The 12864-nt window shown below is 71.1% G+C and carries 14 protein-coding genes, 1 pseudogene and 1 riboswitch; of the genes and pseudogenes, 10 read left to right on the top strand and 5 right to left on the bottom strand.

All coding sequences use genetic code 11. From position 1 onward, the window contains the following. Positions 1 to 559, top strand: a pseudogene (locus ACWCRB_RS45635) (ABC transporter permease); the annotation flags it as partial. 84 nt (positions 560 to 643) lie between these two features. On the opposite strand, the gene ACWCRB_RS45630 reads toward ACWCRB_RS45635, so the two are convergent. Next, a complete protein-coding gene (locus ACWCRB_RS45630) occupies positions 644 to 919 on the bottom strand; it encodes a type II toxin-antitoxin system Phd/YefM family antitoxin (protein WP_451001712.1) in 276 nt (91 codons plus the stop codon). 209 nt (positions 920 to 1128) lie between these two features. Between ACWCRB_RS45630 and ACWCRB_RS45625 the strand changes: the two genes are divergently transcribed. The 3 genes from ACWCRB_RS45625 (at position 1129) to ACWCRB_RS45615 (ending at position 3128) form a co-directional block, all read left to right on the top strand. Further along, positions 1129 to 1773 (top strand): ATP-dependent Clp protease proteolytic subunit, encoded by a 645-nt coding sequence (locus ACWCRB_RS45625; RefSeq protein ID WP_451001711.1) that lies wholly within the window; start codon positions 1129 to 1131, stop codon positions 1771 to 1773. Between the two features lie 7 nt (positions 1774 to 1780). After that, positions 1781 to 2089, top strand: a complete 309-nt coding sequence (locus tag ACWCRB_RS45620; protein WP_006374491.1) for a hypothetical protein — start codon at positions 1781 to 1783, stop codon at positions 2087 to 2089. A gap of 382 nt (positions 2090 to 2471) precedes the next feature. Next, positions 2472 to 2651, top strand: a riboswitch (cyclic di-AMP (ydaO/yuaA leader). Between the two features lie 3 nt (positions 2652 to 2654). Beyond that, positions 2655 to 3128 (top strand): C40 family peptidase, encoded by a 474-nt coding sequence (locus ACWCRB_RS45615; RefSeq protein ID WP_451001710.1) that lies wholly within the window; start codon positions 2655 to 2657, stop codon positions 3126 to 3128. Positions 3129 to 3197: 69 nt separating this feature from the next. On the opposite strand, the gene ACWCRB_RS45610 is transcribed toward ACWCRB_RS45615, so the two are convergent. Continuing rightward, complete coding sequence (locus ACWCRB_RS45610; protein WP_451001709.1) at positions 3198 to 3818, bottom strand: LysE family translocator; 621 nt, start codon at positions 3816 to 3818, stop codon at positions 3198 to 3200. Positions 3819 to 3927: 109 nt separating this feature from the next. Here ACWCRB_RS45610 and ACWCRB_RS45605 point away from each other — a divergent pair, with 109 nt between their 5' ends. Next, positions 3928 to 4854: a LysR family transcriptional regulator gene (locus ACWCRB_RS45605; RefSeq protein ID WP_451001708.1), complete on the top strand. Its 927-nt coding sequence runs from the start codon at positions 3928 to 3930 to the stop codon at positions 4852 to 4854. Between the two features lie 28 nt (positions 4855 to 4882). Here ACWCRB_RS45605 and ACWCRB_RS45600 read toward each other — a convergent pair whose 3' ends face one another. After that, complete coding sequence (locus ACWCRB_RS45600) at positions 4883 to 5344, bottom strand: ATP-binding protein (protein WP_451001707.1); 462 nt, start codon at positions 5342 to 5344, stop codon at positions 4883 to 4885. A gap of 212 nt (positions 5345 to 5556) precedes the next feature. Here ACWCRB_RS45600 and ACWCRB_RS45595 point away from each other — a divergent pair, with 212 nt between their 5' ends. Next, positions 5557 to 6414, top strand: a complete 858-nt coding sequence (locus tag ACWCRB_RS45595; protein WP_369036298.1) for a helix-turn-helix domain-containing protein — start codon at positions 5557 to 5559, stop codon at positions 6412 to 6414. 9 nt (positions 6415 to 6423) lie between these two features. Next, positions 6424 to 6645 carry a DUF397 domain-containing protein gene (locus ACWCRB_RS45590; protein WP_451001706.1) on the top strand — a complete coding sequence of 74 codons (222 nt, stop codon included), beginning with the start codon at positions 6424 to 6426 and terminating at the stop codon, positions 6643 to 6645. A gap of 78 nt (positions 6646 to 6723) precedes the next feature. On the opposite strand, the gene ACWCRB_RS45585 is transcribed toward ACWCRB_RS45590, so the two are convergent. Next, a complete protein-coding gene (locus ACWCRB_RS45585; protein WP_451001705.1) occupies positions 6724 to 7851 on the bottom strand; it encodes an 8-amino-7-oxononanoate synthase in 1128 nt (375 codons plus the stop codon). A 155-nt stretch (positions 7852 to 8006) separates the two neighbouring features. Here ACWCRB_RS45585 and bioB point away from each other — a divergent pair, with 155 nt between their 5' ends. Genes bioB through bioD form a run of 3 tightly spaced genes read left to right on the top strand, consistent with a single transcriptional unit; the run spans position 8007 to position 11186 of the window. After that, positions 8007 to 9191, top strand: a complete 1185-nt coding sequence (gene bioB / locus ACWCRB_RS45580) for a biotin synthase BioB (RefSeq protein ID WP_451001704.1) — start codon at positions 8007 to 8009, stop codon at positions 9189 to 9191. After that, a complete protein-coding gene (locus tag ACWCRB_RS45575) occupies positions 9184 to 10464 on the top strand; it encodes an adenosylmethionine--8-amino-7-oxononanoate transaminase (RefSeq protein WP_451001703.1) in 1281 nt (426 codons plus the stop codon). Before bioB ends, ACWCRB_RS45575 begins: the two co-directional genes overlap by 8 nt. A gap of 2 nt (positions 10465 to 10466) precedes the next feature. Then, positions 10467 to 11186 (top strand): dethiobiotin synthase, encoded by a 720-nt coding sequence (bioD, locus tag ACWCRB_RS45570; RefSeq protein WP_451001702.1) that lies wholly within the window; start codon positions 10467 to 10469, stop codon positions 11184 to 11186. A gap of 46 nt (positions 11187 to 11232) precedes the next feature. Here bioD and ACWCRB_RS45565 read toward each other — a convergent pair. Continuing rightward, positions 11233 to 12864: LuxR C-terminal-related transcriptional regulator (locus ACWCRB_RS45565; protein ID WP_451001701.1), on the bottom strand; the 1632-nt coding region annotated here is incomplete at its 5' end.

Genomic DNA, 12864 nt, shown 5'->3' with positions numbered 1-12864 from the left:
GCCGCTGGCCCTCGCCGGTGTGGCCGCCGGCGCGGTGGTCACGCTGCTCGGGCTGCGTGGGGTACGTGCGGCCGGCGCCCTGCTCGGGAGCGCCGCGCTGGTCGGTGTGGCCGCCGCCGCGATCACGCACAGCTGGCTCGGGGTGCTCACCGGCGACTGGTGGAGCGAGGCCGCCGCGCTGGGGCTGACCGCACTCGCCGTGAGCAGCGCGGTCGCCGGACTCGCCGCACTGCTCGGACCCGCGGGAATCGGCCTCGGCGGTCTGACCGTCGTCCTGATCGGCAACCCGTTCTCCGGCGCGTCCGGCGCCCCGCAACTCCTGCCCGAGCCGGCCGGCACGATCGGTCAGTGGCTGCCGCCGGGTGCGGGCGCCTCCCTGCTCCGCTCGGTGTCGTTCTTCGACGGCGCGGCGGCCCTCGGTCCCGCCCTGACCCTGACCTGGTGGGCGGCGCTGGGCCTGGGCGCGGTCCTGCTGGGCAGCGCACTCAAGGGCCGTACGGAGGACGGGAACAGCGAGCCGGCGCCGGCCGCCGAGCGGGAGCCCGCCCTGGTGAACTGACCGCACGCGACGAAACCGACCGGGTGTCCCCGCCACAGCGGACGGGGGCACCCGGTCCCGTACGTGTACGTCCTGGCCGCGCGATCAGCGCGCCCCGGGCCCCCGGTGCTCCGCCGCGATGCCGAACCGCTGCCGTTCGACGGGCGCGGCAGCGACCTCCCGGACGCTGGAGACGGCGCTGACGACCTGCTCCTCCGCCGCGTCCAGCTTGTCCAGGCGTTCCAGGTCGGCCGCGGAGACCAGGGCGACGAGGGGCTTGCCGTGCCGCGTCACGACGACGCGCTCACCGCCGTACACCACCTTGTTGATCAGGTCGGCAAGTTCAGCCCTGGCTTGCGTCACCGGAATCTCGTAGGCCATGTGCTCCAGCGTAAGCGCTCCGCTTGGGGTGCGGCGAAGGGTTGTCGGTTCACTGCGGCGCCGCCGTGGCTGGGCGCGCAGTTCCCCGCGCCCCTATGGGGCGCTGCCGGACCCCGGCGTCCAAGGCCCACCGCAAAGCCCGTACTCCCTCGCCCTAGCTCTGTACGTCCTGTACATTTTTTACGGAAGCTATCGAGGAGGCCGCGCGCATGCACGACACCGACGAACCGTCAGCCCGCTATGTCCTGCCCGAGTTCACCGAACGCACCAGTGCCGGGAGCCGGACGATGGATCCGTACTCGAAGCTGCTGGAGGAGCGGATCGTCTTTCTCGGGACGCCCGTCGACGACACCTCGGCCAATGACGTGATGGCGCAGTTCATGCATCTCGAATATCTGGCGCCCGACCGGGACATCTCGCTGTACATCAACTCCCCCGGCGGCTCGTTCAGCGCGATGACGGCGATCTACGACACGATGCAGTTCGTCACCTGCGACATCGAGACCATCTGTCTGGGGCAGGCGGCCTCCGCGGCGGCCGTGCTGCTGGCCGCGGGGACGCCGGGCAAGCGCAGCGCGCTGCCGGGGGCCCGGGTGCTGATCCACCAGCCCTCGCTGTCCGGGCCGATCCAGGGACAGGTGAGCGATCTCGCCATTCAGGCACAGGAGATGGGCCGGATCCGTACCCTGCTGGAGGAACTGCTCGTACGGCACACCGGACAGAGCCCGGAGCAGGTCGCCGCGGACATCGAGCGGGACAAGATCCTCGACGCGCAGGCCGCCCTGGAGTACGGGCTGGTGGACCGCGTCGTGCCCAGCCGCAGGTCCTCGGACCCCGCCCCCGGCACGAGGTGAGCCACCGATGCTTCCGCCCGAACTGCCTCCGCTGCCCGCCCTGACGCGCGCGGAGGGCGAGTTGATCGACCGTTACCTCGAAGTGGCCGATCTGCTCGGCCGTATCAACCCGGCCTATCACGGGGACACGTACCGCGGACTGCGGGCCGCGCAGGCTCTGGTCGCCAAGGCGGTGGCGCTGCGGGACGCGCTGGAGTTGATGCATCAGCGTGGCGAAGCGGAGGTGCATGCGCATACGCTGGCGCGTGCGCTGCGCGTTCTCGACGGGGAGCGCCGAACGGCGCGTGTCACCGTTCCGCGTGAGCCCGCCAGTTGACCCACCCGGCCGGCGGACCCGTATCGGGCGGGCCCGTCCGTCCCGGCGACGGACTGTCCGGAACGAGCCGGGGAGTGACTGGATGACATCCCCCGTTCGGCGTAGTGACATGTCCCCCGGTCGGCCCGTTCGGCTTGCGAAACGCGCGTAGTTCACAGCCGGAACCGCGATGTTTCCGCGCTGGTCCGGGGGTGCGCGACCCTCGCCAAATCGGCCCGAGGGTACGGGTGTCCACCCGAATGGGTCACGGGTGAGTAACGCCACAAAGCCCTGATTCCATTGGGATTTTCCTACTTCCATGAGCCAAGATCCCTTCCTGACGACAAGCCCCCGCCACAACGGCGGGGCGATCCGGGTGGACGCCGAGTCCTGCCGCCGCCCGGATGACCGGTCGACAGATGTGCATCGGCAGGAGTGGAGGACCCAGGCACGACGGGTCGCCGGGACGGTCACGCCATGACCGGGCCGAGCAGCCCTTGGGGTGAAGCCGCGTCAGCGGCCGGGCAACTTCGCCAGCCCGAATCCGACAGGTCATCCTTCACAGGCGGCTGACGAAGGGTTGCGCATGTCTGCGCTCAATCGTGTTCCGTCGATGATGTCCCGAGCCGGTACGGCCTCGGCCCTCACCCTCGCCGCCGTCGGCGGCACCCTGGTGATACCGGGAGTCGCGACAGAAGCCGCGGCAATCGCGCCGTCGACGAAGGCACTTCAGATCGCGGCCTCCAAGAAGGGCTCCCCGTACAAGTACGGTGCCGCGGGACCGAGCAGGTTCGACTGCTCCGGGCTCACGCTCTACTCGTACAAGAAGGCGGGCAAGAAGCTGCCTCGTACGGCGGCGGCCCAGTACAACAAGACCAAGCACATCTCCGCCAAGAACCGCCGCGGCGGAGACCTGGTCTTCTTCCACTCGGGCTCGAACGTCTACCACGTGGGCATCTACGCCGGGAAGGGAAAGATCTGGCACTCCCCGAAGACCGGGGACGTCGTGAAGCTCCAGAAGATCTGGACGAAGAGCGTCTGGTACGGCCGGGTCAGCTGACCTCCCCGGGGCGGTACGGCGGTTTCCGGAGCCGCCGTCCCGCCCCGGGACCCGTAGCCCGTCAGCCCGTCACAGCGAGAGCAGCGGCTCCAGCAGGAGCAGCGCCCCGAGGACCGTCAGCGCGGTGCCGGTGACCGCCTCGACGGCCCGGGCGGCACGCGGCCGGCGCAGCCACCGCCCGAGCCGGTCCACCAGAAGTGCCACCGCCGGGAACCACACCAGGGCCAGCGCCACGACGATCAGCGCGAGCAGCAGCGTCCTGGGCAGGGCGGGAGCGCCCGCCGGCACGAACTGCGGCAGCAGACTCATGAACGTGATGGGCGCCTTGGGATTGAGCGCGTTGGTGACAAAGCCCTGACGCAACGGTCGTACGGCGGCCCGCACCTCGTCGGCCACCTCGGCCCGGCGCCCGCGCAGCGACCACAGGGTTCGCGCGCCGAGATACAACACATAGGCCCCGCCCAGCAGTTGCAGCGCGCGGAAGAGCGCGGGCACCGCTGTGAGCACGGCGGCGACACCGGCCACGGCCAGCGCGGTGTGCAGGAGCAGCCCGCCGGTGATCCCCAGCGCGCACGCGACCCCGGCCCGCCGGGAGACGAGGGCGTTGCGCACGACGACGGTGAAATCTGCGCCCGGCATGGCGACCATGCCCGCGGCGACCCCGGTGAAGGCGATGAGCTGTGCGTCCATGGCGTCCAGCGTGCCCCGGCCCGGCCTTCAGCAGGTATGTCGAATATCCTGGGTCTGCCTTAAGCAGTTGTTAAGCCTTGGCCACCGCCTCCGTCCCTGGAGCCGCAGGATGTACGATCCCACACGTCTCGCAGCGCTCGTGGCGGTCGCCGAGGCCGGGTCCATCACCCGCGCCGCCGAGCGCCTCGGCTACACCCCGCCCGCGCTCTCGCAGCAACTCGCCAAGCTGGAACGGGAGACGGGCACCGCACTGCTCGTACGGCATCACCGGGGAGCCAGGCTCACACCGGCGGGCGAGCTGCTGGTGGCACGGGCCCGTCGGGTACTGGACGAGCTGGAACGCGCCCGGCACGAACTGTCACAACTCACCGGGCTGTCGGGCGGCACGCTCCGCCTCGGCACCTTCCAGACAGCCGGGATCCAGCTGCTGCCGCCGGTCCTGAGCGCGTTCCGCCGGGCCCATCCGGACGTACGGCTGTCGGTCGCGGACTACGAACCGCCGTCCGGGGTGGCCGCCGTAGCCGCCGGGGAGGTCGATCTCGCGCTCACGCACACCTACGAACCGGCCCTGCCCGCGCCCCTGCCCGGATCGGTCACCGCCGAGCCGGTCCTCGTCGAGGAGCTGGTCCTGGTGACCGCACCCGGCCATGTGCTGGCCGGGGAGGCGTCGAGGCTTCCGCTGGCCGAGCTGGCGGGCCAGCCGCTGGTCAGCATGGCGCCGGACCATCCGCCCCGCCAGGGCGTCGAGGCCGCCCTCGCCCGGGCCGGCGCGACCCCGTCGGTGCTGGTGGCGACACCGGGGTACGCCCTGGTGTGCGCACTGGTCAGCGCGGGCCTCGGGGTGGCGGTCGTACCGGAGATGGTCGCGCGGACGGCGGTCACCCCGGTCGGAACCCGGCTCCTGGAACCCGGCGACCTGCGCCGCACGATCTCGGTCGTCCGCCGCACCGACGAGACAGCCCCGGCCGCCGACGCCTTCCGCGCCCTGCTACGAGGCGCCTTCGGCCGGGCGCACGCCGGCGGGACCGGAGCCTAGGAACGAACCGATACCTGTCGACTTGTCCTTACGGCTCCTGCTGGCCCGCCGCCGTGACCGGGGGCCTGGCCGGGGCCGTCCACGGGAGTTCGATCGACACCGTCTTGCCGCCCTCGCGGGTGGGGCGGACGCGGAGTCTGCCGCCCGACTCGGCGGTCAGCCAACGGATGATGACCATTCCGCGGCCGTTGTCCTGCTGCACCGCGGCCGGCAGTCGCTTGGGGAAGCGCGGGTGACTGTCGGTCACCCCGATGCGCAGATGTTCGTCACGGTCGAGGGCGACGTCCACCGTGAAGGTGGGTGACAACCCGAAGGTGTGCTGTACGGCGTTGGTGGCGAGTTCCGAGACGATCAGACGGATGGTGTCGGCGGTTTCACTCTCACCTGACAGACCCCATTCCGCCAGGACGTTGGCCACATATGCGCGGGCGGCGGAGACCGAGGCGGGATCGCTCGGCAGAGTGACGGATGCTTCCAGGTGGTCTGCCATGGCGGCGTCGTCCCTTTCCCACGGAACCGGAGCCCGACACGGAGCGGCTGGTTCGAGTACGGTCCCGGACTGGTGCTTCGCGCCAGACTGCCATTCCCGCGCCGGTCACGGGGTGCGATCCACCAAGATATGCATATATCTGTCGCTCGAAGCGGTGAACTCTGCGACCCCAGAGCGTATTTGGGCGGCTCATTAGGAGTAAGGAGTGGCCCATGCAGTACGGACCCGCCGTGCGCCGCCGAAAACTGGGTGCCGAACTGCGCGCGCTGCGTGCCCGGGCCGGACTCACAAGCGGCCAGGCGGCCCGACTGGTGGGCTGGCACCAGTCGAAAGTCAGCCGTATCGAGACCGGCGCGAGCGGGGTGAAACCCGCGGACGTCCGGTTACTTCTCGATGCCTACCAGGTCCCGGAGGGCGAGTCACGCGAGCTGCTGCTCGTACTGGCGGGCGGTGAGGACGGCGGCCGGCACCACTGGTGGCACGCCTACCGTGGTGTACTCCCGCCCACCTACCGGGACTTCATCAGCCTGGAGTCGCAGGCCAGCACCATGCGCACCCTGGAGACCTCGGTGGTCCCGGGGCTGCTGCAGACCCGGGAGTACGCCCGCGCGGTGACCCGGGCGGCCGTGGACGGCCTGGAGGAGACCCGGCTCGACGCCCTGGTCGAAGTGCGGCTGGCCCGGCAGGACGTACTGCGTTCGGATCCGCCGCTGGCCCTGAGCGCGGTCCTCGACGAGGCGGTGCTGCGCCGTGAAGTGGGTGGCCCAGAGGTGATGACGCGTCAGCTGGAACGGCTCCTGGAAGCGGCCCATCTGCCCCAAGTGAGGCTCCAGATCCTGCCGTTCACCGCAGGGGCTTACACCGGCATCACAGGCCCTTTCGTTATCTTCTCCTTTCCGAGCACTTCTGACCTGGATGTGGTTGTTCTCGACCAGATGATGAGTAGCCTCTACCTCGAACGGAAAGAAGACCTCCAGGCCTACAGCGAGGCCTTCAACACCCTTCAGATCCACGCCCTTTCGCCCGAGGATTCGTTGGATTTCATCGCCGGTCTACAACACGGCGTGTAAGGAGGCACCATGACCGCACTGCCTCGGAACGTCCTGTCCGTCGTCGAACCGCCCGGTGTGCAATGGCTGCGCAGCAGCTACAGCACCGGCGCGAACAACTGTGTGGAGACGGCCCGTCCGGACGCGGAAGTCCGGTCCGGACTGTTCGTACGCGATTCCAAGAACGCCGCCGGGCCTGTCCTGCTCTTCTCCCCCGAGAGCTGGACAGGTTTCCTCACCGCGTTCCGGTGATCGCCCTAGGACGCACGGCCGCGGTCCGCCGACTCACGGTCGCGTGTCACTGATCAACGGCACTGCAGCACCAAGGATCTACGGTCGGTTCTCGCCGATCACCCGTACCGCCCGTGCGATCTGCTCCTCGGACAGGTCCGCGCGGGCGGTCAGCCGCAGCCGGGACACTCCGTCGGGCACGGACGGCGGGCGGAAGCAGCCCACGCCCACTCCGGCGGCCCGGCAGTCGGCCGCCCAGCGCACGGCCCCCTCCGGGGACGGCGCGCGCACGGAGACGACGGCAGCGTCCGGTCGTACCGCCGACAACCCCTGTGCTGTCAGCCGGGTGTGCAGATCGCGCGCCACGGCACGCGCGCGTGCGGCCCGTTCGGGCTCGCGGCGCAGCAGCGTGAGGGCGGCGAGGGCCGCGCCCGCCGCCGCCGGGGCGAGCCCGGTGTCGAAGATGAACGTACGGGCCGCGTTGACGAGGTGCTCGATCACCGGAGCGGGTCCAAGGACCGCACCCCCCTGGCTCCCCAGCGACTTGGACAGCGTGACGGTCACGACGACGTCCGACGCCCCCGCGAGCCCGGCCGCGTACGCGGAACCGCGCCCGCCGTCCCCCAGAACCCCCAGCCCGTGCGCGTCGTCGACGACCATGCCCGCACCGAACTCCCGGCAGGCGGCGGCAAGTTGATCCAGCGGCGCCGCGTCCCCGTCGACCGAGAAGACCGTGTCGGACACGGCCACGGCGGGCCCGGCGTGGGTGCCGAGCGCCTTGCGGACGGCATCGGGATCGGCGTGCCCGACGACCTGGGTCGTGCCCCGGGCCAGCCGGCAGCCGTCGATCAGCGAGGCGTGGTTGCCCGCGTCCGAGACGACGAGGGAGCCGTGCGGCGCGAGCGCGGTGACGGCGGCGAGGTTGGCCGCATAGCCGGAGGAGAAGACGAGCGCGGCCTCGAAACCGCAGAAGTCGGCCAGTTCGCGTTCGAGTTCCGCGTGCAGTTCGGTGCTGCCGGTCACGAGCCGCGACCCGGTGGCCCCGCCGCCCCACCGCCGGGCGGCCCGGGCGGCGCCCTCGGTGACCTCGGGGTGCCGGGCGAGGCCCAGATAGTCGTTGCTCGCGAGGTCGAGAAGCGGCGAGTCGGCGGGCCGCGGGCGCAGGGTCCGTACGAGTCCGGCACGCCGACGCGCCTCGGCCTGCTCGTCGATCCAGCCGAACGCCATGGGTCCTCCGGAGCAGGCACAGGTTTGTAGGCAGTGGACAGACACTAGCGGCCGACCCCGTCACCCATGATGTGGCAATACCCACACGTCGAAGCACCTCTCTTGTACGAACTCTCCTTTCCCTCGGACCGTCGAATACGTCAGGATCGGCTTCCATGGACCTGCTGACGACGCTGGTGGACAAGGGGCTGCGGCGCGAGTTGCCGACCCGCGAAGAGGCGCTGGCCGTGCTGGCCACCTCCGACGACGATCTGCTCGATGTGGTGACCGCGGCCGGGAAGGTGCGTCGGCACTGGTTCGGCCGGCGCGTGAAGCTGAACTACCTGGTCAACCTGAAGTCGGGCCTGTGCCCGGAGGACTGCTCCTACTGCTCCCAGCGCCTCGGCTCCACCACCGGCATCCTCAAATACACCTGGCTCAAGCCGGACGAGGCCTCGAAGGCGGCGGCTGCCGGGCTGGCCGGGGGCGCCAAGCGGGTCTGTCTGGTGGCGTCCGGGCGTGGTCCGACGGACCGGGACGTGGACCGGGTCGCCGGCACGATCAAGGCGATCAAGGACCAGAACGAGGGCGTCGAGGTGTGCGCCTGCCTGGGCCTGCTCTCCGACGGCCAGGCAGAACGACTCCGCGCGGCCGGGGCTGACGCCTACAACCACAACCTCAACACGTCCGAGGCCACCTACGGCGAGATCACCACCACCCACACCTACGAGGACCGCGTCGACACCGTCCAGAAGGCGCACGCGGCCGGACTGTCCGCCTGCTCGGGCCTGATCGCGGGCATGGGCGAGACCGACGACGACCTCGTGGACGTCGTCTTCTCCCTCCGCGACCTGGACCCGGACTCGGTTCCGGTCAACTTCCTCATCCCGGTCGAGGGCACCCCGCTGGCCAAGGAATGGAACCTCACCCCGCAGCGCTGTCTGCGCATCCTGGCGATGGTCCGGTTCGTCTGCCCGGACGTGGAGGTGCGGATCGCGGGCGGCCGCGAGGTCCATCTGCGCACGATGCAGCCGCTCGCGCTGCACCTGGCCAACTCGATCTTCCTCGGCGACTACCTCACCACCGAGGGCCAGGCCGGCCAGGCCGACCTCGACATGATCGCCGACGCCGGTTTCGAGATCGAGGGCACCGACCAGGTGACGCTGCCGGAACACCGGGCGACGGTGGGCGGCGGCTGCGGTTCCCACGAATCCGCGGACGGCGGGTGCGGGTCGCACGAGGGCGGCGGCGGTGTCTGCGGTACGGCCGCCCCCGCCACGCCGACGGTCAACGAGCCCCGGACGGACCTGGTCGCCGTACGCCGCCGAGGCGCCGGAACGGACCTCGCGCCCAATGCCTGACCTGCCCCTGTCCGAGCTGCTCGACCTGGACCGGCGGCACGTCTGGCATCCGTACGGGCCGATGCCGGGCCGGGTCGAGCCGCTCGTCGTAGAGTCGGCGAGCGGGGTACGGCTGCGGCTGGCGGACGGTTCGGGCGAACTGGTCGACGGGATGTCGTCCTGGTGGTCGGCGATCCACGGCTACAACCACCCGGTGCTCAACGAGGCGGCGCGCGACCAGCTCTCGCGGATGAGCCACGTCATGTTCGGCGGCCTCACCCACGAGCCCGCCGTACGACTGGCGAAGCTCCTTGTCGACTTGTCTCCGGAGGGCCTCGAACACGTCTTCCTCGCCGACTCGGGATCGGTGTCGGTAGAGGTCGCGGTCAAGATGTGCCTGCAGTACTGGCGCTCGATCGGCCGCCCCGCCAAGCAGCGTCTGCTGACCTGGCGCGGCGGCTATCACGGCGACACCTGGCAGCCGATGTCCGTGTGCGACCCCGAGGGCGGCATGCACGAGCTGTGGCAGGGAATCCTGCCCCGCCAGATCTTCGCGGACGCCCCACCGACGGAGTACGACGAGTCGTACGCCGACCACCTCCGCTCGACGATCGAACGGCACGCGGACGAACTGGCCGCCGTGATCGTCGAACCGGTGGTGCAGGGCGCGGGCGGGATGCGGTTCCACTCCCCCACGTATCTACGGGTGCTGCGCGAGGCGTGCGACGCGCACGACGTTCTGCTCGTGTTCGACGAGATCGCGACCGGGTTCGGGCGCACGGGCGCGCTGTTCGCGGCGGAGCACGCGGCGGTGACGCCGGATGTGATGTGCGTGGGCAAGGCGCTGACCGGCGGCTACCTGACGATGGCGGCGACGCTGTGCACGCCCCGGGTGGCCGACGGCATCTCGCGCGGCGAGGTCCCGGTGCTCGCCCACGGCCCGACCTTCATGGCCAACCCCCTGGCGGCGGCCGTGGCCTGCGCCTCGATCGGCCTGCTCCTCGACCAGGACTGGCGGGCGGAGGTCAAACGGATCGAGGGCGGCCTGCGGGACGGTCTGGCGGGGGCGACGGAACTCCCCGGTGTCCGGGACGTACGCGTGCTGGGCGCGATCGGGGTGGTCCAGCTCGACCACGAGGTGAACATGGCGGCGGCCACGGCGGCGGCAGTACGCGAGGGCGTGTGGCTGCGCCCGTTCCGCGACCTCGTCTACACGATGCCGCCGTACGTCACCGGCGACGAGGACCTGGCCCGCATCACGCGCGCGGTGTGCGCGGCGGCACAGGAGGGATGAACATGCCGATCCTGGTGATCACGGGAACGGGCACGGAGGTGGGCAAGACGGTGACGACAGCCGCCGTCGCCGCGACAGCCCTGGCGGCGGGCCGCACGGTGGCCGTCCTCAAGCCCGCCCAGACGGGAGTACGTCCGGACGAGCGCGGCGACGCCGACGAGGTAGCGCGCCTCGCAGGCGCCGTACGAACCCTCGAACTCGCCCGCTACCCCGACCCGTTGGCCCCGGCAACGGCAGCCCGCCGAGCCTCACTCCCCCCGGTACGCCCGGCGGAAGTGGCGGAGGCCGCCGCAAAACTGGCAACCGAGTACGACCTGGTCCTGGTGGAGGGCGCAGGCGGCCTCCTCGTACGCTTCGACGAACAGGGCGGCACGCTGGCGGACGCGGCCCAACTCCTGGCGGCACCGGTCCTGGTGGTCACCTCGGCGGGCCTGGGCACCCTCAACACAACAGAACTGACGGCCCGTGAACTCTCCCGCAGGAACCTGGACTTCACGGGCTGCGTAATCGGCAGCTGGCCCGACTCCCCTGACCTGGCCTCCCGTTGCAACTTGGCAGACCTGCCGCTGGTAGCCGGTGCGCCGCTGATCGGCGCGCTACCTGCCGGAGCCGGTGCGCTGCCTCCGGCCACCTTCCGCAAGATGGCGGACAGTTGGCTTGCTCCGACGCTAGGCGGAACATGGGACGCGATGGACTTCACGGTGCGGCAAGCGGGCCTTTAGGGGCGCGGGGAACTGCGCGACCAGCCCCCACCGGCCCGCACCCAACTCACAACCCCTCCTCCCCCAGCAACCGCACAAGTTCAATCCGCGACCGAATCCCCAACCGCGAGAACACCCCCCGCAAATGATGATCAATCGTGCGCGGACTCAACGCCAACCGCACAGCGATCTCCCGATTCGTCGCCCCCTCCGCAGCCATCCGCGCCACCATCAACTGCTGCGCCGTAAGCCGCGCAGCAAAATCCACCGCCCCCGGCACAACAGTCACCGGCGCCCCCAGCGCCCGCAACTCCGCCCGAGCCTGCGTCGCACAGTGCGGCGCCCCAAACGTCTCGAACGCCTCCAACGCACTGTGCAGCCGATCCCGCGCCTCGGTCCGCTGCCGCAACCGACGCAACGCACTCCCGAACAACAGCTCCGTACGGGCCCGTTCGAAGTCACGCGTCCCATGAGCATGCAGATCAAGAGCCGTCCGATAGTGATCAACCGCCTCCGCCCCCGGCGCCAGCAACGCCCGACACCTGGCGCTCAGCGCCAGGTCGTCCGCGCTGCGCACAGCGACAGCCCACCGGTCGTAGTCGGCATGAGCAGCCCGCGCGACCCGCGTGTCACCGGTCCGGACGGCGGCCTCGACGTAATGCGGGGTGGCCAGGTGCCGGATGGCCCGGTGACCGTGGCCGGGCCCGAATCCGGCGAGGGCGCGCAGCTGGGCGGCAGCGCTCTCGAAGCGGCCGGTGGAGAGGTCGAGGAAGGCGAGCGCCCACAGGGCGAGCGCGGCGGGCAGCCCCAGGCCGTGGGCGCGGGCGTGACCACGGGCCGCCGAGGCGCGCTCCCGGCACACCTCGCCGTCACCGGTCACCGCCGCGAACATGGCGAGCGCGGCCTGGAGATGGCAGGCGCCGTTGTCCTGGCCGGTGGCGTACGCCTGCCAGAGGGCGTCGGCCGCTGCCGCCTCGGCGGCGCGTGGGCGTCCGGTCCAGAAGTCGGCGTAGGCCCGGAACTCCATGGCCTGCGGGACGGTGACCGTCTCGCCCCGGGCGCGGGCGGAGGCGGCGGCCCGTACGGTGGCGCGTTCGGCGCCGGAGTGGTCGCCGAGGAGCAGCGAGGCGATGCCGGAGTGGATGAGCAGGGTGGGGTCGCCACCGGGACCGCAACGGCCGGCGGCGGCCTTGAGGAGGTTGCGGGCGTCCTCGTACCGCCCCTCGACGGCGGCGGCGAGTCCCGCGAGGGTGCCGGGCGGGATGATGCCGAGCCGTGCGGCCACGGTGGCGGCCTCGCGGCAGCGGCGGAGGTCGCCGGTGTAGACGGCGGCCTCGGTGGCACGTGCCAGCAGGTGCACGGCGATGTCGAGGTCGGGGTTCGGGACGCTGTGCGAGGACTGTGAGTCCTGGGGCGCGTATGGGTACGAGAAGGGGCCGTCCGATACCCCGAATCGCTCCGGCAGGCCACGACGAGGCCCGTAATCACTGCGATCCCCGCGCTCCTCGGCGGAACGATTCAGCACGTTCCCGTTCCCGCTCCCCTGCTCCAGCGCCGCCCGCGCATGCCGGACCGCAGCCGTCAGCAGCCCGTCGAACGCCTCCGTCGCGTTGCCCGAGCGCAGGGCGAGCATGCCGTTCAGGGCGCTCTCGTCCGAGGCGGCCACCAGACCGCGGGCCCGGTCGCCGGCGCCGCGGTG

Source organism: Streptomyces sp. NPDC002156, from assembly GCF_053593675.1.
The sequence above is the reverse complement of the archived record's forward strand: the minus strand, read 5'-3'. Positions and strand labels throughout refer to the sequence as shown.

Bases quoted from the DNA above. Each gene is read 5' to 3' on its own strand.
- ACWCRB_RS45630 (WP_451001712.1), bottom strand. From the start codon at position 919: ATGGCCTACGAGATTCCGGTGACGCAAGCCAGGGCTGAACTTGCCGAC.
- ACWCRB_RS45595 (WP_369036298.1), top strand. From the start codon at position 5,557: ATGCAGTACGGACCCGCCGTGCGCCGCCGAAAACTGGGTGCCGAACTG.
- ACWCRB_RS45620 (WP_006374491.1), top strand. From the start codon at position 1,781: ATGCTTCCGCCCGAACTGCCTCCGCTGCCCGCCCTGACGCGCGCGGAG.
- ACWCRB_RS45615 (WP_451001710.1), top strand. From the start codon at position 2,655: ATGTCTGCGCTCAATCGTGTTCCGTCGATGATGTCCCGAGCCGGTACG.
- ACWCRB_RS45590 (WP_451001706.1), top strand. From the start codon at position 6,424: ATGACCGCACTGCCTCGGAACGTCCTGTCCGTCGTCGAACCGCCCGGT.
- ACWCRB_RS45605 (WP_451001708.1), top strand. From the start codon at position 3,928: ATGTACGATCCCACACGTCTCGCAGCGCTCGTGGCGGTCGCCGAGGCC.
- ACWCRB_RS45585 (WP_451001705.1), bottom strand. From the start codon at position 7,851: ATGGCGTTCGGCTGGATCGACGAGCAGGCCGAGGCGCGTCGGCGTGCC.
- ACWCRB_RS45600 (WP_451001707.1), bottom strand. From the start codon at position 5,344: ATGGCAGACCACCTGGAAGCATCCGTCACTCTGCCGAGCGATCCCGCC.
- bioB (WP_451001704.1), top strand. From the start codon at position 8,007: ATGGACCTGCTGACGACGCTGGTGGACAAGGGGCTGCGGCGCGAGTTG.
- ACWCRB_RS45575 (WP_451001703.1), top strand. From the start codon at position 9,184: ATGCCTGACCTGCCCCTGTCCGAGCTGCTCGACCTGGACCGGCGGCAC.
- ACWCRB_RS45625 (WP_451001711.1), top strand. From the start codon at position 1,129: ATGCACGACACCGACGAACCGTCAGCCCGCTATGTCCTGCCCGAGTTC.
- bioD (WP_451001702.1), top strand. From the start codon at position 10,467: ATGCCGATCCTGGTGATCACGGGAACGGGCACGGAGGTGGGCAAGACG.
- ACWCRB_RS45610 (WP_451001709.1), bottom strand. From the start codon at position 3,818: ATGGACGCACAGCTCATCGCCTTCACCGGGGTCGCCGCGGGCATGGTC.